Annotated in this window: 14 protein-coding genes; 6 read left to right on the top strand and 8 right to left on the bottom strand. The window is 70.4% G+C overall.

The window, feature by feature from the left end; genetic code table 11:
- Positions 1 to 69 precede the first annotated feature (69 nt).
- Complete coding sequence (locus NRY95_19925; protein UYC15929.1) at positions 70 to 990, bottom strand: oxygenase MpaB family protein; 921 nt, start codon at positions 988 to 990, stop codon at positions 70 to 72.
- 237 nt (positions 991 to 1,227) lie between these two features.
- On the opposite strand from NRY95_19925, the gene NRY95_19930 reads away from it, so the two are divergent.
- Positions 1,228 to 1,845, top strand: coding sequence for a hypothetical protein (locus NRY95_19930; protein UYC15930.1), 618 nt, complete (start codon positions 1,228 to 1,230; stop codon positions 1,843 to 1,845).
- A 475-nt stretch (positions 1,846 to 2,320) separates the two neighbouring features.
- The gene (locus NRY95_19935; protein UYC15931.1) at positions 2,321 to 4,414 is read left to right on the top strand and encodes a TonB-dependent siderophore receptor; all 2,094 of its coding nucleotides are present in this window, start codon (positions 2,321 to 2,323) and stop codon (positions 4,412 to 4,414) included.
- A gap of 272 nt (positions 4,415 to 4,686) precedes the next feature.
- On the opposite strand, the gene NRY95_19940 is transcribed toward NRY95_19935, so the two are convergent.
- The 3 genes from NRY95_19940 to NRY95_19950 are packed head-to-tail and all read right to left on the bottom strand — an operon-like array spanning position 4,687 to position 7,182.
- Positions 4,687 to 5,091: a hypothetical protein gene (locus NRY95_19940; GenBank protein ID UYC15932.1), complete on the bottom strand. Its 405-nt coding sequence runs from the start codon at positions 5,089 to 5,091 to the stop codon at positions 4,687 to 4,689.
- Positions 5,092 to 5,132: 41 nt separating this feature from the next.
- Positions 5,133 to 5,900, bottom strand: a complete 768-nt coding sequence (locus NRY95_19945; GenBank protein ID UYC15933.1) for a LytTR family DNA-binding domain-containing protein — start codon at positions 5,898 to 5,900, stop codon at positions 5,133 to 5,135.
- Entirely contained in the window at positions 5,893 to 7,182 is a 1,290-nt protein-coding gene (locus NRY95_19950) for a histidine kinase (GenBank protein UYC15934.1), read from the bottom strand. The genes NRY95_19945 and NRY95_19950 overlap by 8 nt, the downstream gene beginning before the upstream one ends.
- A gap of 218 nt (positions 7,183 to 7,400) precedes the next feature.
- On the opposite strand from NRY95_19950, the gene NRY95_19955 reads away from it, so the two are divergent.
- Positions 7,401 to 8,615 (top strand): FAD-binding oxidoreductase, encoded by a 1,215-nt coding sequence (locus NRY95_19955; GenBank protein ID UYC15935.1) that lies wholly within the window; start codon positions 7,401 to 7,403, stop codon positions 8,613 to 8,615.
- Between the two features lie 246 nt (positions 8,616 to 8,861).
- On the opposite strand, the gene NRY95_19960 is transcribed toward NRY95_19955, so the two are convergent.
- From NRY95_19960 to NRY95_19970, 3 genes are read right to left on the bottom strand one after another with little or no spacing between them, the layout of a single operon-like run.
- Positions 8,862 to 9,080 (bottom strand): hypothetical protein, encoded by a 219-nt coding sequence (locus tag NRY95_19960; protein UYC15936.1) that lies wholly within the window; start codon positions 9,078 to 9,080, stop codon positions 8,862 to 8,864.
- Positions 9,061 to 9,510 carry a type II 3-dehydroquinate dehydratase gene (locus NRY95_19965; GenBank protein UYC15937.1) on the bottom strand — a complete coding sequence of 150 codons (450 nt, stop codon included), beginning with the start codon at positions 9,508 to 9,510 and terminating at the stop codon, positions 9,061 to 9,063. The genes NRY95_19960 and NRY95_19965 overlap by 20 nt, the downstream gene beginning before the upstream one ends.
- A 10-nt stretch (positions 9,511 to 9,520) precedes the next feature.
- The gene (locus NRY95_19970; GenBank protein UYC15938.1) at positions 9,521 to 9,943 is read right to left on the bottom strand and encodes a hypothetical protein; all 423 of its coding nucleotides are present in this window, start codon (positions 9,941 to 9,943) and stop codon (positions 9,521 to 9,523) included.
- A 287-nt stretch (positions 9,944 to 10,230) separates the two neighbouring features.
- Here NRY95_19970 and NRY95_19975 point away from each other — a divergent pair, with 287 nt between their 5' ends.
- The gene (locus NRY95_19975) at positions 10,231 to 11,823 is read left to right on the top strand and encodes an APC family permease (GenBank protein ID UYC15939.1); all 1,593 of its coding nucleotides are present in this window, start codon (positions 10,231 to 10,233) and stop codon (positions 11,821 to 11,823) included.
- Positions 11,824 to 11,947: 124 nt separating this feature from the next.
- Here the strand turns inward: NRY95_19975 and NRY95_19980 are convergent, their stop codons facing one another.
- On the bottom strand, positions 11,948 to 13,606 hold the full coding sequence (locus NRY95_19980; GenBank protein UYC15940.1) for a M28 family metallopeptidase: 1,659 nt from the start codon (positions 13,604 to 13,606) through the stop codon (positions 11,948 to 11,950).
- A 293-nt stretch (positions 13,607 to 13,899) separates the two neighbouring features.
- Between NRY95_19980 and NRY95_19985 the strand changes: the two genes are divergently transcribed.
- On the top strand, positions 13,900 to 15,357 hold the full coding sequence (locus tag NRY95_19985; GenBank protein ID UYC15941.1) for a cellulase family glycosylhydrolase: 1,458 nt from the start codon (positions 13,900 to 13,902) through the stop codon (positions 15,355 to 15,357).
- Positions 15,358 to 15,689: 332 nt separating this feature from the next.
- Positions 15,690 to 18,584, top strand: coding sequence for an insulinase family protein (locus NRY95_19990; GenBank protein UYC15942.1), 2,895 nt, complete (start codon positions 15,690 to 15,692; stop codon positions 18,582 to 18,584).
- Positions 18,585 to 18,603 lie beyond the last annotated feature (19 nt).

Raw genomic sequence — 18,603 nt, forward strand, 5'->3', positions numbered from 1 at the left:
TGGCGCCGCGACGCACGCCGTGCAGCGGATCGGCCGTACGGTTCAGCTTCGCAGGCGCGGGCGCCCCGCTCAATCGGGCCACTGCGCCAGCCGCTGCGGGACGAGGCCGACCCGGCGGCAGGCGCGTTGCGCGATGCCGTCGTTGAGCGCGATGCGGAACAGCGGCGCCAGCCCCTGCAGCACCCGCGACGCGGCCGCGGCCTGGGCGCGTTGCAGGCGCCCGCGCTCGAGCATCGCGCTCGCCCACGGCGGCAGCAGCGCCGCGCCGGCGCCGAGGAACAGCTCGCGCGACAGGCCCGCTGCCGGCACCGGCAGGCGCAGGCCGGCCAGCACCGCGAGCACCTCGCGCGATCGCGCATCCACGCGCAAGTGCGGGCGCACCTGGTCGAAGTACGCCAGCACCTCGCGCTCGCTGGCCGGCACCGCCTGCGCGCCCAGCGCTTCGGCCACGCGCCGGCCCTCGGCGTAGTAGCGATCGGCGATGGCGACCGGCACCGCGCGGCAGTAGCGGCGATAGCCCTGCAGGAAGCCGTAGGCCTCGGTGACGTGCACCCAGGTCAGCAGCGCCGGATCGTCGGCGGCATAGGCGCGGCCGTCGGGCGTGCGGCCGCGGATCCGTGCGTGGATCGTGCGCACGCGCGCGATCAGGCGCTGCGCCTCGGCCGATGGCGCATAGCTGGTGGCGGCGACGAACTGGGTGGTGCGGCGCAGGCGCCCGACCAGGTCTTCGCGGAAATTGGAATGGTCGTAGACGCCGGCCAGCGCCAGCGGATGCAGGGTCTGCAGCAGCAGCGCGCACAGGCCGCCGGAGAGCATGCCGGGGAACTCGGCGTGGATGCGCCAGGTGACGCTGTCGGGGCCGAACAGGCCGGCATCGCCGAGCGGCTGGTCGTAGTCGATCCCGCCCTGGCCGCGCGGGAACACGTCCAGCACCCAGCGGCGGATCCGGGCGGCGGCAGGAGCGGTGAGGGTACGCAGCATGGCGGTCATCGCGACATGGTAGCGGGCGCCGTGCATGCGTCATGCAAACCGCCGCGCGCATGGCTGGCGACTGCCTCCATGGGGCCGCGGCCTCCGGGTCGCAGCGCAGGGCGCGTGCGTGCCGCGCCGGGGGCCGCTGTCATGTGCGTGTGCAGCATGCCAATTCCGGCCATTGTGCTAGAAAGAAGCTGCTTCAAGATCGCCCAAGACACCGCCGTCCGCCACCGCATCTGCAGGGAGCCTGTCATGATCGCTTTGTTCAAGGGGTTGGGGTTGTTGTTGGAGGACAATGCGCTGCACCAGCGCTCGTTCCCCGAACAGGTCGCGCACTGGCAGCACAAGAGCGAGGCGCAGCTACGCTCGGAAGTCAATTTGCTGGCCGCCGCCAAGCAGCAATGGCTGGTGGCCTCGATCATCGGCTGGCAGGCGATCTCGCTGATCATCCTGGGCGTCATCACCAATCAGCTGTGGCAGCACGACTACCACCTGACCTTCTCGCGCATCGTCATCGTGGTCACGTCGTGGGTCGCGATCCTGTTCGTGATCTGGTTCATCGCCAACATGTTCGACCGCACCGCCGGCTTCGAGCGCTGGCTCACCGCCTTCAACAGCCGCGAGCCGCTGTCGGCCGATGCGGATACGGTGGAGTGCGTCGCCGATGCGCTGAACATGGCGCGCAAGTATCCGGAGATCCTCGCGTACAAGCGCGAGGTGGTCGCCAACCGCGAACTACGCCACGAGGACATCCGCATCATGCGCGAGATGGGCCGCATCCGCCTGCACGCCGAACTGGTCGCCGCGCTGACCCAGTTCGAGGGCGTGCCGCCGGGCGGCCAGAACGGCGTACTGCGCGTGGCCGGCTGACGCGCATCGCAGCGCCTGCGTGCGCATCGACAGCACGCGGTTGCAGCGACATCGGCGACGGGCGCGACGGTGCCTGCCGCAGCGCGGCCCCGCCTGCGGGCGTGGCGGCCCGCGCCGTAGCGGCCACCGCCGCGCCCTGACGCCCCCAGGGCAACCCGCTGCCGCATCCACCGCGACGCACGCCGCGCGCCCCGGCGCCGGCATCATCCGCGCTGCAGCGCTCTCGCTTTCCTAGCGACAGCCAGGCGGTGCCTGTCGCCAACGGCGTCCTGGGTGCGCCGCTGCCGCAAGTGCCGGCCTTCTCGATCATCGGCCGCCGCTGCGGCAAACGACCCCGCTTGCCCATCGCCTGCGTGCCGGGTCGCGGCTGGCCTGTGCCTGGCGGCTGCCCAGCGCCGGCGGACGGGTCTTCGCAAGCACCGCATCGCGAAATATAATCATTCTCGATTAGCCCCTTCCCCAGCCCACGGTCTCGATGAAACTGCTCCCCCTCCCGCTCGCCTGCCTGCTCGGCATGGCGGCTTCCCCTTCCGCGCGCGCGGCCGATGCCGCCGATACCGCGCAGGCCACCGTACTGCCGGCGGTACAGGTCCGCGCCGAAGCGGCCGACAGCGGCTTCCGCAGCACCAGGCCGGCGCAGTCCGACAAGTCGGATACGCCGCTGGCGCAGACGCCCTTCTCGATCACCGTGGTGCCGCGCGCGCTGCTGGACAGCCAGCAGGCGCAGACCCTGGCCGATGCCTTGCACAACGTCTCCGGCGTGGTCGCCAACACCTATGGCCGGCGCGGTTGGGACGACCTGATCATCCGCGGCCAGACCGCGTCCGACTCGCTGTTCGTCGATGGCCTGCGCACCGCCTCCAACAACCGCGTCGCCGAGCAGGTGTTCGGCATGCAGCAGGTGGAAGTGCTGAAGGGCCCGGCCTCGCTGCTGTACGGCCAGGTGCTGCCGGGCGGGCTGGTCAACCTGGTCAGCAAGCGGCCCGACGCCACGCCGCTGCGCCGCGCCGAACTGGGCGTGGGCAGCGATGGCCTGCGGGAGGGCAGCTTCGATCTGAACCAGCCGCTGTCGGCCAACGGCAAGACCGCGCTGCGGCTCAACGGCCTGGCGATGAATGCGGACGATCCCACCGACCACGTGTATTTCCGCAGCCGCTGGATCGCCCCGGCGCTGTCGCTGGACCTGGGCGAACGCACCGACTTCGTGCTCCTCACCAGCTACCAGGAACGCGACTACATCCGCCAGCAAGGCCTGCCCTGGGAAGGCAGCGCAGAGGCCAATCCGCACGGCAAGATCGACCGCTCGCTGTTCACCGGCGAACCCACCCAGCCGCCGTACCACAGCCACCAGAGCCGCATCGGCTACGTGCTGGACCACCGCTTCGACAACGGCTGGACCCTGCACCATGCGGCGCGCTGGCAGGCATTCGGCCTGGACGGCTTCGTCATCGCCAACAACGGCCTGGCCGCCGACCTGCGCACGCTGCGCCGCACCGCCACCGACCAGCACTACGACGGACGCACCTGGGTGCAGGACACCTACCTGCAGCGCGGCTTCGCCACCGGCGCCTGGCAGCACACGCTGACCGTCGGCGTGGACGCGTTCAAGACCTGGGAATGGAACGTGCAATCCACCTGCCGGGTCGGCACGCTGGACGTGTACGCGCCGGTCTACGGCGGCGCGATCGTCTGCCCGGCCACGCCCAGCCGCGACAACCTCAGCGTGGTCACCTCCGGCGGCCTGTACCTGCGCGACCGCATCCAGTTCACGCCCGATTGGCAACTGTTGCTGGGCATGCGCCACGACCGCAGCCGCAACCTCAGCGAGGACTACCTCACCGGCACCAACACGCGCAACGACGCCAGCGCCACCACCGGCTCGGCCGCGCTGATGTTCGACGCCGGCGGCGGGCTGCACCCCTATGCCAGCGTCGCCACCTCGTTCTATCCCAACGTCGGCACCGACGCGCAGGGCGCGCAGTTCGATCCGGAGCATGGCCGCCAGGTGGAGCTGGGGGTGAAGATGGAACTGGACGCGGGCACCAGCCTGAGCGTGGCGCTGTACGACCTGCGCCGGCGCAACGTGCTGCAGACCGATCCGGTCAACGACGGCTACAGCATCGCGGTGGGCGAACAGCGCAGCCGCGGCGTGGAGCTCAACGCCGCCGCCGACCTGGGCATCGGGGTCAGCCTGTTCGCCGGCTACGCCTACACCGACGCGGTGGTCACCGACGACGGCGGACAGAGCGTCACCACCGTCGGCGACCGTTTGTACAACGTGCCCAAGCACAGCGGCTCGCTGTGGCTGCAGTACGCGCCGCAAGGCGTGGACGACGGCTGGACCTTCAGCGGCGGTGCGCGCGCCGAAGGCGAGAAGACCGCCTACGGCCATCGCATTCCCGGCTACGCGGTGTTCGATGCCGGCCTGGCCTACCGCCAGGGCCATTGGCGCTACGCGTTGAATCTGAAGAACGCGTTCGACCGCGACTACTTCACCGGCGGCCTGCAGCGCGCGGTGGCGTTGGGCGATCCGCGCACGCTGCTGTTCTCGGTGGGCGTGGATTACTGAGCGGTTTGGACACTGCAGGAGCGGTTTCAATTGCGACGCACGGAGCCGTGCAGCTACCGGCTTCGGAAGCAGTCGGGACTGAAAGTCCCTCCCACAGTGCACCCAGCCGGCTCGCCGCAAGCCCCTTGTGGGAGCGACTTCAGTCGCGACGAGCGGAGCCGGAGACCATGCATATTCCAGTGTCCGATCGGGACCGATGGCCTGAGGCCACCTGGAGCGGCTCCTAACAAGCGACATCGTTTGGAGTGAAATACCTCGGCGACAGTCAGCGCTCAGCCCCGTGCGCACGGCTGTGGCGCAGCCGGCGCCTCGGGCGCGACGCATTGGCCGAAGTCGCGCGGCAGGCCGCCGAGCTGACGGCGCTGGCCGACCTGCACGTCGAATTCCTGCAGCATGCGCGGCGCGCACGCGGCCGCCGCTGCGCTGCCGGCGGCTGCGGTGGGTGCCGCGCAGGCGGCGTAGACCTGGTAGTGGCAGCGCCCGCTGCGGCTGTCGATGCAGCGGAACGTGGCCAGCCCGCCGCGGTAGGTGGTGCGGCTGAAGATCACCGCGCCCCCGCGCTCGCTGGTATGCACCACCGTCTCGCGGCTGGCGTTGGTGGACAGGTCGAAGGTGGCGTGGCCCTGGCATCCGACGATGCCGAGCAGACACGACCACAGCGCGGAGAGCAGACGCATGGCGGATTCCTCGTTCCAGTGCGGGGTATGAGAGGCGGCGCTTACATGCCGCGAAACAGACTCATGTACGGCAGGCTGACGGTCAGCACTTCGTCGCGGTGGCGCAGCTTCATCCGGCCCTTGCCGGTGTCGTCGCGAACCACCGAGGCCACCGCTTTCAGGTTGACGATGGTGGAACGGTGGATCTGCCGGAACGCGGCCGGATCCAGCACGTCCAGCAGTTCGCGCAGCGGCGTGCGCAGCAGCGCCTCGCCGTCGCGGGTCAGCACCGTGGTGTACTTGTTGTCGGCCTGGAAATAGACCACGTCGTCGAGCAGGATCAGCCGCGTCTCGCGGCCGCTGCTGGCGGTGATCCAGGCCAGCGGCGGCGGCGCAGCCGGCGATGGCGGGCGCTGCCCCAGGCGCTGCAGCAGCGCATCCAGCACCGCCACGTCCGGGCCTTGCGCGGCGCGCGCCTGCAGCCGCTGCACGGTCGCCTGCAGGCGTTCGCGCACGATCGGCTTGAGCAGGTAGTCCACCGCGCCGTGCTCGAAGGCGTCGATCGCGTACTGGTCGTAGGCGGTGACGAACACCACCTGCGTGCGCGGGCTCAGTTCGCTCAGCGCGCGCGCCACCTCGATGCCGCTCAGGCCGGGCATGCGGATGTCCAGGAACGCCACGTCCGGCTGCTGCTCGGCCAGGCGCTCCAGCGCGCTGGCGCCGTCCTCGCATTCGGCGACGATGCGCAGCTGCGGCCAGACCTCGCCCAGCAAACCGACCAGCGCGGTGCGCAGCAGTTCCTCGTCTTCGGCGATGACGGCGTCAACCATGACCGGCTCCTGTCGGCAGCGGCGGCGGCGGGGGTGACGACGGCGACGGCGGATACGGCAAGGTGATCGTCGCGGCCACGCCGCTGGGGAAGTTGGACACGATCGCGAACGTGGCCGCACCGGCATAGGTCAGGCGCAGGCGCTCGCGCAGGTTCTTCAGGCCGATGCCGGTGCCGCTGGACTGGCTGTTGAAGCCCAGGCCGTCGTCGGCGACGGTGATGGTGGCGTGGTCGTCGAAGGCGCGCGCCAGGATCCAGACCGTGCCGCCGCCGGGCTTGGGTTCCAGGCCGTGCTTGATCGCGTTCTCGACCAGGGTCTGCAGCATCATCGACGGCAGCGGCAGGGTCTTCATCGCCTCCGGCACCCGCAGTTCCAGCTGCAAGCGCGCGCCCATGCGGATCCTGAGGATCTCCAGGTAGGCCTGGGCGCGTTCCAGCTCCTCGCCGAGCGAACTCAGCGCATCCTCGGCGCTGGGCAGCGAGCGGCGCAGGTACTGGATCAGGTAGCCGAGCATCAGGTCGGCGCGCGGCGGATCGGTACGCGCCAGCACCTGCGCGCTGGCCAGCGTGTTGTAGAGGAAATGCGGTTCGACCTGCGCGTGCAGCAGGTTCAGCCGCGCCACGGTCAGCTCCTGATCGGTGGCGGCCTGCTTGGCGGCGGCCTGCTCGTCGCGGCGCAGCTCGGCGACGCGGCGCGCCACCGCGCGGCTCAGCGCTTCGGCGTTTTCGTAGTTGCTGCCCTCGTCGACCGCGAACAGGTCGATCCAGGCGCTGGCGTCCGGCTCCAGCAACAGGGTCAGGCTGCTGGAGCCGGCACCGGGGGTCAGCGTCGCCAGCACCTGGTTGCGCTTGACCGCGAAGCGTGCGGCCAGGTTCCAGCGCGATGGCGTGCGGCCGTTGTACGGATCGATGCGGCGCACTTTCGCGCGCACCTGCAGGCTGTCGGCGGCGCTCTCGACCTCTTCCACCCGCGGCAGTTCGCGCACCGCCGCATCGACCAGCGCGAACGCCTGGCGGGTGTCCAGCGGGATCTCGATCTGGCGGCGCTGGCGGCTGGACAGGGTGGCGTTGTCCAGCCGCCCGGCGATCAGCCAGACCCGGCGCAGATGGGTGATGCCGGCGACCAGCGCCGACAGCATCAGCAGCATCGCCAGCAGGCCGAAGAACCAGCCCGGCCGTTCCTCCATGCCGTAGAACAGGCCGCTCCAGACGAAGCCGGCGACGATCACCGCCGCGACCCAGGCGCACAGCAGGCGGAGAATCAGGGACACACTGGAAAACATGGCGGCGGGGATCGGTGACATGGCCGCGAGCATAGCCGCGGCAGCGCAGGCCGCCAGTCCCGCTGCGACGAAACCGCGCCGGCGCGGACGGACCTTCGGATCGGCGGCGCGAAACCGGGGCGCGTTGCACGATGCCGCGTGCACGCCGGCAGCGCCGGACGCGCAGCGATCGCAACCGCGAGCGCTTAGACTCTGCCGGTCACGATCAGGAGCCCGGCATGCACCGACGACACTTCCTGCGCAGCGGCGCACTGGCCGCCGCCACGCTCGGCGCCGCTCCCTTGCTCGCCCACGCGCGGCGCGGCGCCACGTTGCCGCCGCCGGCGCCAAGCTTGCCGACCCTGGCCGCGGCCCCCGCACCCGCTGCCGCCTTCGCGCCACCGGCGCCGCTGGCGCCGATCCGCGCCAGCGCCGACCGCATCGTCGCGCTGCACGCGTGCACGCGGCCATTCCGCGCGCAGGGGCCGCGCATCGAGGCCGAACGCATCGGCCGCAAGACCGTGATCCACAACTACGGCCATGGCGGCAGCGGCTGGTCGCTGTCGTGGGGATCGGCGGCGATCGCCACGCAGCTGGCGCGTGCCACCGGCCAACCCCAACTGGCGGTGATCGGCTGCGGCGCGATCGGCCTGACCACCGCGCTGGTCGCGCAGCGCGCCGGGCTGCGCGTGCGCATCTACGCCAGGGAGCGGCCGCCGGAAGTGCGTTCCTCCTTCGCCACCGGGGTGTGGTCGCCGGATTCGCGGGTGTGCAGCAGCGCCTACGCCACGCCCGAGTTCGGGCGGCGCTGGGAGCGGATGGCGCGCACGTCGTTCGACATGTACCAGAACCTGCTCGGCCTGCCCGGCGACCCGATCGAGTGGCGCGACGGCTACGTGCTGTCGGATGTGCCGTTCGACCAGCCCGGCGGCCATGGCGGCAACGGCGAACCCGACTACCCGCCGCTGGAGGCGCAGTACCTGGCCGACCTGGGCCCGCGCTCGCAGCCGCTGGCGGCAGGCCAGCATCCGTTCCGGGTGGCGCATGTGCGCCGCTACACGCAACTGGTGTTCAACATCAGCGCCTACGCGCGGCTGCTGCTGGACGATTTCCTCGCCGCCGGCGGCGAGATCGAGACGCGCGAGTTCGCAAACCCGCGCCAGTTCGCCGACCTGCGCGAGAAGACCCTGGTCAACGCCACCGGCTACGGCGCGCGCGCCCTGCTCGGCGACGACAGCCTGGTGCCGGTGCGCGGACAGACCGCGCGGCTGGTGCCGCAGCCGGAAGTGACTTACGGGCTGGTCTATCGCGGCCACAATCTCAACGTGGTGCCGCGCCGCGACGGCATCGTGGTACAGGCGCAGGCCGACGGCGATTTCGGCAATCCCGATGCCACTCCGGACCGTGCCGCCTCGGAAGCGGCGGTGGCACGGCTGGCCACCCTGTTCGCGTAAGCGGCGCCGCGGCGCGCTGCATGCCGGCCACGCCGTGGCGGCCGCCGCTTCGGTGCGCAGAAGCGCCAGCCCGTCGCTCGACGGAGACCTCGCCTGCGCAGCGCATTGGTTCGCTTGCCACGCCGAGGCGGCCGCGACATCGATCGCCGAGGCCCATGCGCGTCGATGCGCATGCACTTCGCTGGTGCCAGCGCGCGGACGTCGTGCCATCGCGTGCGCGAGCAGCCGGCATGCGTGGTGCGCGCGCTACAGCCGGCTGACGCTGCGAATGCGGATCTCGTCGCTGTCCACCCCATGCCCCTGCGCGGCCTGCGCGCGCAGCTGCTGCAGCAGGCGTTGCGGGTCCAGCGGCGCAGCGTCGTCCCAGCTGTGCGCCAGCGTGCCCCAGGCCACGCGCTGGCCGAAGCTGTAGGCGTCGTAGTCGGCCAGGTAGTGGCGCGCGCGCTCAGGTGCCGACGTGGACATCGCCTTCGTAGCCGTTGCAGCCCAGGTGTTCCAGCGCGATCGACAAGGCCAGCGCGTAGCTCTGCGCGCAATAGCCGCCGACCTGCCCCACGCGCTGCCGCGAGGCCGCGCACAGGCAGGGTTCGCGCCGGTCGCAGGCATCGTCGTGCACTTCCACGTACGGCCGGCCGAGGTGCGCGACCGCGGCGGCGGTGGCGGCGCTGTCCGAGCACGCGCCCGGATCCAGCAGCAGCATCTCCACCGCCGCCGCGTCGGCCTGGGCCAGCGCCTGCAGCAGCTCGCCCTCGCTGGCGCAGCCGCGCACCGCCAGGGTCTTGCCGGCACGGCCGGCGTGCTCGAGCAATTGCCGCATCACCCGCGGCGCGATGCGCGCGGGGCGGCCGCGATGGCCGGCCACGCAGTCCGGGCCTCGCAACAACAGGATCGACATGGCGGCGCCCTCAGTTGGCCAGTGCCGCACGCGCGCCGAGATGGCGCGCGGCCACGCCCAGCGCGATCGCGTAGCTGTCGGCGAGCGCGCCGTTGGCGATCACCGTCAGCAGCGGCGCATGGCGCGGATGCAGCAGCGGCTCCAGCGCCTGCGCGCTGGCATCGTGCACCTCGATGTACGGATGGCCCAGCGCATCGAGCGCGGCGCGCAGGTGCGCGCCGTGATCGGCCAGGTCCGCGGCCGGCAGCTCGCCGGAGTCCAGCAGCACCAGTTCGGTCTCGTCGTGCGCGCCCTGCTGCAGCCGCGCCACGATCTGCGCCGCATCGGCGCAGGCCACCGGCACCACCCGGGCGCCGGACGCGCCGGCCAGGCGCCGCGCAACGGCAATGGCCGGCGCATCGCGGTGCGGGCCTTGGATCACCAGAATCGACATGGAACACATCCAACGGAAAGGACGCTGCAGACTCTAGGCCTGTGCCGCGTAAGCGCGCCATTGCGGCAGGCGGCTGGGGCGTAAAGCTTGCGTAAGAAGTGTCGGGACTCGGGACTCGGGACTCGAAGAACGGAAGTCGGTAACGCCCCGGTTCGCGGCGTTGCGCTTTTCCGAGTCCCCAGTCCCCAGTCCCCAGTCCCGAGTCCCGAGTCCCGCACCGTGCGACAGCCGGCCGCATCTGCGATCATCCCCGGTTTCCCGCTGCCGTCGCCGCCAGGACCCTGCCCATGACCCAAACCGCCTTGCGCCGCGATGTCGGCCCGTTCGCCCTGATGCTGACCGGCCTGGGTTCGATCATCGGCTCCGGCTGGCTGTTCGGCGCCTGGCGCGCCGCCGGGCTGGCCGGCCCGGGCGCGGTCTGGGCCTGGCTGCTGGGCGCGGCGATCGTCACCACCATCGCCCTGGCCTATGCCGAACTGGGCGCGATGTTCCCCGAATCCGGCGGCATGGTCCGCTACAGCCACTATTCGCACGGCTCGCTGGTCGGCTTCATCGCCGGCTGGGCCAACTGGATCGCGATCGTGTCGGTGATCCCGGTCGAGGCCGAGGCCTCGGTGCAGTACATGGCCTCGTGGCCGTGGCAATGGGCGCAGAACCTGTACGTGCAGCAGCCCGGCGGCGCCGGCGAACTGTCGGTGCCGGGCCTGTACATCGCCGCGGCGCTGGTGCTGGTGTATTTCCTGCTGAACTTCTGGAGCGTGAAGCTGTTCGCGCGCTCCAACAGCCTGATCACCGTGTTCAAGCTGGTGGTGCCGGCGCTGACCGGCGTGGCGCTGATCGCCAGCGGTTTCCACAGCGAGAACTTCAGCGTCGGCCTGCATGGCGGCACGCATACGATCGATTTCGCCGCGGTGCTGACCGCGGTGGCCACCGCCGGCATCGTGTTCAGCTTCAACGGCTTCCAGAGCCCGGTGAACCTGGCCGGCGAGGCGCGCAACCCCGGGCGCAGCATCCCGTTCGCGGTGCTCGGCTCGATCGCGCTGGCCACGGTGATCTACCTGCTCCTGCAGGTGGCCTACATCGGCGCGGTGCCGCCGGAGCTGCTGGCCAAGGCCGGCTGGCACGGCATCGATTTCCGCTCGCCGTTCGCGCAGCTGGCGATCATCGTCAACCTGCACTGGCTGGCGATGCTGCTGTACGTGGACGCCTTCGTCAGCCCCAGCGGCACCGGCATCACCTACACCGCGACCACCGCGCGGATGATCTACGGCATGGAGCGCAACGGCACGCTGCCGGCGGTGCTGGGCAAGCTGCATCCGCACTGGGGCGTGCCGCGCCCGGCGATGTTCTTCAACCTGGCGGTGTCCTACCTGTTCCTGTTCTTCTTCCGCGGCTGGGGCACGCTGGCGGCGGTGATCTCGGTGGCCACCATCATCTCCTACCTGACCGGCCCGATCAGCGCGATGGCGCTGCGCCGGCACGCGCCGGAGATGCACCGCCCGCTGCGCATCTTCGGCCTGCCGGTGCTGGCGGCCACCGCCTTCGTGCTGGCCACCGAACTGCTGTACTGGGCGCGCTGGCCGCTGACCGGCGAGATCATCGTGCTGATGCTGGTGGCGCTGCCGGTGTACGCCTACTACCAGCACCGCCAGGGCTGGAAGGAGTTCGGCAAGCACCTGCGCGGCGCCAGCTGGCTGATCGCCTACCTGCCGACCATCGCGCTGCTGTCGTGGGCCGGCAGCACCACCTTCGGCGGGCACGGCTACCTGTCCTACGGCCCGGACCTGATCGTGGTCGGCGTGGTCGCGCTGGGCTTCTATTTCTGGGGCGTGCGCGCCGGCTGGCGTACCCCCTCGCTGCAGCAGGCCAGCGCCGGCTGAGACCGGGGCCGGCGCGGGACTGAGGACCGGGAACCAGGGACCCGAAGAACGGAACCCGGCAGAGCTTGAAGTCGCGACACCGCGCTTTTCCGAGTCCCGAGTCCCCGGTCCCGAGTCCCGACTCTTACTGCCGCTGCGCCGCGCTGGCATCGCGGGTGGCGCGGAACTCCGAGTCGCTGCTCCAGTTCGGCCATTGCGGCGAGTTGGCCAGCTCGCTGCCCAGCGTGTACAGCACCTGCAGGTCGCGCGCGGCGCCGGCGAAGGTCCAGCTCGGCAGCCATTCGTCGCCGGGCTGGTGGTAACGCTTGGCGGTGTAGTCGTCCGAGGCCGCCTTGCCGGCCTCGACCCCGCCATCCACCCAGTCCTGCCCGGCCGAGAACGACAGCGCCGGCACGCCGCGCTTGGCGAAGGAGAAGTGGTCGGAGCGGAAGAAGTAGCCGGCTTCCGGCTTCGGGTCCGGCGTGTAGCGCAGGTTCCAACGCTTGGCGACCGTCTTCAGATCGTCGAGCAGCTCCAGCTTGGCGGTGCCGTAGATGCCGAAATCGCGCGACGGGCCGAACGGGCTCATGCCGTCCATGTTGATCACCGCCACCGTGCGCGCCAGCGTATACAGCGGCTTGGACGCGTAGTACTCCGAGCCGAGCAGGCCCTTCTCCTCGGCGGTGACCGCCAGGAACACCACCGAGCGCTGCGGCGCCGGGCCCTTGGCGAACACCCGGCCCAGTTCCAGCAAGGCGGCGGTGCCGCTGGCATTGTCCAGCGCGCCGTTGAAGATGCGATCGCCGTCGGCGTCGGGCGCGCCGACGCCGAGGTGGTCCCAGTGCGCGGTGTAGATCACGCTGTCGTCCGGATGGGTGCTGCCGGGCAGCCGCGCGACCACGTTGTGCGAGGTGATGACCTCCGACTTCACCGCGTAGGCGGCGTGCAGCCGCTCGCCCTTCAGTTCCACCGGCTTGAAGTCGCGCGATTGCGCCTGCTTCTTCAGTGCCTCGAAATCCAGCCCGGCGCGCTTGCACAGGTCCACCGCCAGGTCGCGCTGGATCCAGCCTTCGAGCGTGGGATGGGCGGCCTTGGGATCGTCGCGGACCACATCGAACATGCTGTTGGTGTTGGAGTTGGCCACCGTGGCCCAGCCGTAGGAGGCCGGCGCGGTCTCGTGCACGATCAGCACGCCGGCCGCGCCCTGCCGCGCGCCCTCTTCGTACTTGTAGGTCCAGCGGCCGTAGTAGGTCATGCCCTTGCCGTCGAAGGCGCCCTTGCCGGTCTCGAAGTCCGGGTCGTTGATCAGCACCACCGCGATCTTGCCCTTCAGATCCACGCCCTTGAAGTCGTCCCAGCCGCGCTCCGGCGCCTTGACCCCGTAGCCGACGAACACCAGCGGCGCGCCGTCGATGGCGACCTGGCTGCTGCCGTCGAGCGCGGCGCGCACGGCGATCTGCTGGCCCTGGGCCAGCGCCTGGCGCTGGCCGCCGGCCTCGACCGCCACCTGCGGCGTGCCGACGATGTCGGCGCGGCGCAGCGGCACCGCCTGCGTCCACAGGCGCTTGCCGTCGCGCAGGTCGCCGCCCGGCTGCAGGCCCGCGGCCTGGAACTGCGCGCTCAGGTAGGCCACGGTCTTGTCCTCGCCCGGCGTGGCCGGCGCGCGGCCTTCGTACGCGTCGGAGGACAGCGTCTTGACGTCGGCGGAAATGCGCTGCGTATCGAAACTCGGTGCGGACGGCGGCGCCGCCAGCGATGCGCCGGAAACCGCCAGCGCCAGCATGCCCATGATCGGTCGCTTCACTCTTGCCCCTTGGATGGATGTCCCCGCCCGAGTGTAGCGACGCCGGCGCCAGGCGGCCACGCGGCGCCGGCACCACCCAGCGAGACGTGATGCATTGCTCAAATTGCCATCTGCGCATGCTCTAATCGCCGCGCTCGCGCAGCGCATGCGAGGTCGGTGGACAAGCGGCCCTTCTGTGCCAGTAGTCACGACGTCCGCCGCATCGGCTCTCGATGATGGCCATGCGCCCCGCCTGCCCCACCCCCATTTGGCCGCTCCGCGCTGGAGCGGCCGCCTTCGGAGAAAGAGAGATGATGTCGACCTCGAGAAAATCCCGCATCGCGCGCTGCGTGCTGGCCGCAGCGCTGCTGGCGGCCAGCGGTTCGGCCTGGAGCTATGCCATCAACGGCGGCAAGGTGGTGGACGACAGCGGCAATGCGGTGCAGCTGCGCGGCGTCAACTGGTTCGGCTTCGAGACCAACGTGCACAGCGTGCACGGCCTGTGGGCGCGCAACTGGAAGGACATGATCACGCAGATGCAGGGCCTGGGCTTCAACGCCGTGCGCCTGCCGTTCTGCCCGCAGACCTTGAACGGCACCGCGCCGAGCAGCATCGACTACGGCCTCAATCCGGACCTGCAGGGCCTGAGCGCGCTGCAGGTGATGGACAAGGTGATCAACGAACTCAGCAGCCGCGGCATGTACGTGCTGCTCGACCACCACACCCCGGACTGCAATGCGATTTCCGAGCTGTGGTACACCTCCTCCTACAGCGAGCAGCAGTGGCTCAACGACCTCACCTTCGTGGCCAGGCGCTACGCCGGCGTGCCGGGCGTGATCGGCCTGGACCTGAAGAACGAGCCGCACGGCGCCGCCACCTGGGGCAGCGGCAATGCCGGCACCGACTGGAACAAGGCCGCCGAACGCGCCTCGGCGGCGGTGCTGAAGGTGGCGCCAAAATGGCTGATCGTGGTCGAAGGCATCGGCGAGAACGGCAACTGCTCCAGCAGCGGCGGCCACTTCTGGGGCGGCAACCTGGAGCCGCTGGCGTGCACCGCACTGAACATTCCGGCCAACCGCCTGCTGCTGGCGCCGCACGTCTACGGCCCGGACGTGTACATGCAGTCCTACTTCAGCGCCTCCAATTTCCCGGCCAACATGCCGGCGATCTGGGAGCAGCACTTCGGCCAGTTCGTGCAGTCCGGCCACGCGCTGCTGCTCGGCGAGTTCGGCGGCAAGTACGGCCAGGGCAATGCGCTGGACGTGAAGTGGCAGAACGCGCTGGTCGACTACCTGATCGGCAAGGGCATCCACAGCGGCTTCTACTGGTCGTGGAATCCCAACAGCGGCGACACCGGCGGCATCCTCAACGACGACTGGAGCTCGGTACGCACCGACAAGGTCACCCTGCTGAAGAAGCTGTGGGGCAATTCCGGCAGCTCCACGCCGACGCCTGCTCCGACGCCTGCTCCGACACCCACGCCCACCCCGACGCCGCCCCCCACGCCGACTCCGGGCAGCGCCAGCTTCACTACCAAGAGCATCGTCGACAGCGACTGGAAAGCCGGTTATTGCCACCGCGTGCAGGTGACCAACACCGGCAGCGCCAGCGGCAACTGGGCGGTCACCCTGTCGATCAGCGGCACCGTCAACAACCTGTGGAACGCCACCTGGTCGCAGTCCGGCAGCACGCTCAAGGCAGCCGGCGTGGACTGGAACAAGACCCTGGCCCCCGGCGCCATGGCCGAATTCGGCTTCTGCGCCGCGCGCTGAGCGCGTGCAATGCAATCGTCGCCGCGCATATCGCGCGGCGACGGCGCGAACGGCAGCGTCCCGCGGCGCTGCCGTTCGCATTTCGGCCCATCGCACTGCATCCAGGCGCATTGCGATCCCGATGGCGATCGCTGCAGGCGCGGGCCCGCACCGCCTCGAAACCTTCGGCCGCAACCGATTTTTCCGTCGCCGCCGGTCGCCACTGCAATCGCTCCCACATCCAGGCGATCGGCGACATCGCGCAACAAGGCGCCGCCGCTGTGCCATAAGTCACGTTCCGAGCCCGGCGTGCGCCCACTATGCTGGGTCATTCTCCTCACCAGGCCCGGCCCATGCTTCGACCCTTGTCGTTGTTGATCTCCAGCATCCTCACCCTTGGCGTCGGCGCCGCCATCGCGCCGGCCAGCGCCGCGCCGCCGGCCCTGGCCGCCAAGGCCACCGTGCCGGAGATCGCCTACACCCGCTTCACCCTGCCCAACGGCCTGACCGTGGTGGTGCACGAAGACCACAAGGCGCCGGTGGTGGCGGTGAGCATCTGGTACCACATCGGCTCCGGCGACGAGCCGGCCGGCAAGACCGGCTTCGCCCACCTGTTCGAGCACCTGATGTTCTCCGGCTCGGAAAACCACAAGGGCACCTATTTCCAGCCGTTCGAGAAGGTCGGCGCCACCGACATGAACGGCACCACCTGGTTCGACCGCACCAACTACTTCGAGACCGTGCCGACCACCGCGCTGGACCTGGCGCTGTGGATGGAATCGGACCGCATGGGCCACCTGCTCGGCGCGATCGGGCAGAAGGAACTGGATACCCAGCGCGGCGTGGTGCAGAACGAGAAGCGCCAGGGCGAGAACCGCCCGTACGGGCGCGTGGACGAGAACATCCTGGCCAACCTCTTCCCGGCCAACCACCCGTACCAGCACGACACCATCGGCTCGATGGCCGACCTCGACGCGGCCTCGCTGGACGACGTCAAGCAGTGGTTCCACGACAACTACGGCGCCGCCAACACCACCCTGGTGCTGGCCGGCGACATCACCGTGGCCCAGGCCAAGGCCAAGGCCGCGCAGTACTTCGGCGACATCCCCGCCGGCAAGCCGGTGCCGCGCCAGCAGCCGTGGATCACCCCGCTGGCCAGGCAGACCCGCGGCGTGCAGCACGACCATGTCGCGCAGCCGCGCATCTACCGCACCTGGGTGGCGCCGCAGCTGGGCAGCGACGACGCGGTGCAGCTGGACCTGGCCACCACCGTGCTCGGCGGCGGCAAGACCAGCCGCCTGTACCAGCGCCTGGTGTACCGCGACCACCTGGTCGACGACGTCTCCGCCTCGCTGCAGCCGTTCGCGCTGGCCAGCCAGCTGCAGATCAGCGCCGACGTGAAGGACGGCGTGGACCCGGCCAAGGTCGAGGCCGCCATCGCCGACGAACTGAAGAAGTTCCTGGCCGAAGGCCCGAGCGCCGACGAACTGCAGCGCGCCCAGGTCAACTACCGCGCCGGCTTCGTGCGCGGCCTGGAGAAGGTCGGCGGCTTCACCGGCAAGGCCGCGATCCTGGCCGAGGGCCAGGTCTACCGCAAGGATCCGGGCGCCTACAAACACGACCTGCAGCGCGCCCAGGCCGCCACCGCGGCCAGCGTGCGCAAGGCCGCCGACACCTGGTTCGGCAAGGGCGACTACCTGCTGACCGTGCTGCCGGCCGGCGACGGCTTCGACCCGGTGGCCGAGGACAAGGCGGTCAAGCCGCTGCCCGCGGCCGACGGCAAGCCCGCACCCACGCTGCCGGCCAAGGCCAGCTACAGCGTCGGCAAGAGCCAGGTCGACCGCGCCGCCGGCATCCCGGAGACCACCCAGTTCCCGAGCCTGAGCTTCCCGCAGCTGCAGCGCGGCAAGCTCAAGAACGGCATCGAAGTGGTGCTGGCCGAGCGCCACACCATCCCGGTGACCCAGGTCGAACTGCTGTTCGACGCCGGCTACGCGGTCGACCAGGGCGGCAAGCTCGGCACCGCCAACTTCACCGCGGCGCTGATGAACGAGAGCACGCGCAGCCTGGATTCGGTGGACGTGGCGCAGCGCCGCCAGCGCCTGGGCGCGATCACCAGCGTGTCCTGCGCGCTGGACAGCTGCGACGCCTCGCTCGACGCGCTCAACGACCAGCTGGCACCGTCGCTGGCGCTGTTCGCCGACATCGTGCGCAACCCGGCGTTTAAGGCCGAGGACATCGAGCGCGTCCGCGGCCAGTGGCTGGCCTCCATCGCGCAGGAGAAGACCCAGCCGCAGGGCCTGGCGCTGCGCACCCTGCCGCCGCTGCTGTACGGCCCGCAGCATCCCTACGGCGTGCCGCTCACCGGCAGCGGCACCGAGGCGGCGATCAAGAGCCTGAGCGCCAGCGACCTGGCCGCGTTCCAGAACGACTGGCTGCGTCCGGACAACCTGCGCATCCTGGTCGCCGGCGACACCACCCTGGCGCAGATCATCCCGCAGCTGGACGCGGCGTTCGGCGACTGGCAGCCGCCGGCGACCGCACGCCCGAGCAAGACCCTGTCGCAGGTCGCCGCGCAGCCCAAGCCGCGCGTGTTCCTGATCAACCGCGCCGACGCCCCGCAGTCGCTGATCCTGGCCGGCCTGCTGGCGCCCTCGACCAAGGCGCCGAACAACCTCGCCATCGGCGTGGCCAACGGCGCCTTCGGCGGCACCTTCACTTCGCGGTTGAACATGAACCTGCGCGAGGACAAGCGCTGGGCCTACGGCGCCAACAGCTTCATGCTCGATGCGCAGGGCCAGCGCCCGTTCCTGTTCTTCGCCCCGGTGCAGACCGACAAGACCGCCGAGTCGGCCGCGGAGATCCTGAAGGAGGCCAAGGCCGTGATCGGCGACAAGCCGCTGACCGCCGAGGAGATCGCCAAGATCAAGAACCAGCGCATCCGCGCCCTGCCGGGCAGCTTCGAGACCACCGGCGCGGTGCTGGGCGCGGTCGAGAGCATCGTCCAGTACGGGCGTCCGGACGACTATGTGCAGACCCTGAAGACGCGCCTGGAAGGCATCGACCAGGGCGCGGCGGAAGCGGCGATCAAGGAAATCGTCGCGCCGCAGGCGATGACCTGGGTCATCGTCGGCGACCTCAAGCAGATCGAGGCGCCGGTGCGCGCGTTGAAGCTGGGCGAAGTGCAGGTGCTCAACAGCGACGGCCAGCCGGTCAAGGCCAAGGCCAAGGCCGCCGACAAGCAGTAAGGCCGCACGCGCATGGCCG

Source organism: Xanthomonas campestris pv. phormiicola (assembly GCA_025666215.1).
GTDB classification, from domain to species: Bacteria; Pseudomonadota; Gammaproteobacteria; order Xanthomonadales; family Xanthomonadaceae; genus Xanthomonas_A; species Xanthomonas_A campestris_A.

Excerpts from the sequence above, each read along its gene's own strand:
- NRY95_19925 (UYC15929.1), bottom strand. The coding sequence starts at position 990 with ATGACCGCCATGCTGCGTACCCTCACCGCTCCTGCCGCCGCCCGGATC.
- NRY95_19930 (UYC15930.1), top strand. The coding sequence starts at position 1,228 with ATGATCGCTTTGTTCAAGGGGTTGGGGTTGTTGTTGGAGGACAATGCG.
- NRY95_19935 (UYC15931.1), top strand. The coding sequence starts at position 2,321 with ATGAAACTGCTCCCCCTCCCGCTCGCCTGCCTGCTCGGCATGGCGGCT.
- NRY95_19940 (UYC15932.1), bottom strand. The coding sequence starts at position 5,091 with ATGCGTCTGCTCTCCGCGCTGTGGTCGTGTCTGCTCGGCATCGTCGGA.
- NRY95_19945 (UYC15933.1), bottom strand. The coding sequence starts at position 5,900 with ATGGTTGACGCCGTCATCGCCGAAGACGAGGAACTGCTGCGCACCGCG.
- NRY95_19950 (UYC15934.1), bottom strand. The coding sequence starts at position 7,182 with ATGTTTTCCAGTGTGTCCCTGATTCTCCGCCTGCTGTGCGCCTGGGTC.
- NRY95_19955 (UYC15935.1), top strand. The coding sequence starts at position 7,401 with ATGCACCGACGACACTTCCTGCGCAGCGGCGCACTGGCCGCCGCCACG.
- NRY95_19960 (UYC15936.1), bottom strand. The coding sequence starts at position 9,080 with ATGTCCACGTCGGCACCTGAGCGCGCGCGCCACTACCTGGCCGACTAC.
- NRY95_19965 (UYC15937.1), bottom strand. The coding sequence starts at position 9,510 with ATGTCGATCCTGTTGTTGCGAGGCCCGGACTGCGTGGCCGGCCATCGC.
- NRY95_19970 (UYC15938.1), bottom strand. The coding sequence starts at position 9,943 with ATGTCGATTCTGGTGATCCAAGGCCCGCACCGCGATGCGCCGGCCATT.
- NRY95_19975 (UYC15939.1), top strand. The coding sequence starts at position 10,231 with ATGACCCAAACCGCCTTGCGCCGCGATGTCGGCCCGTTCGCCCTGATG.
- NRY95_19985 (UYC15941.1), top strand. The coding sequence starts at position 13,900 with ATGTCGACCTCGAGAAAATCCCGCATCGCGCGCTGCGTGCTGGCCGCA.
- NRY95_19990 (UYC15942.1), top strand. The coding sequence starts at position 15,690 with ATGCTTCGACCCTTGTCGTTGTTGATCTCCAGCATCCTCACCCTTGGC.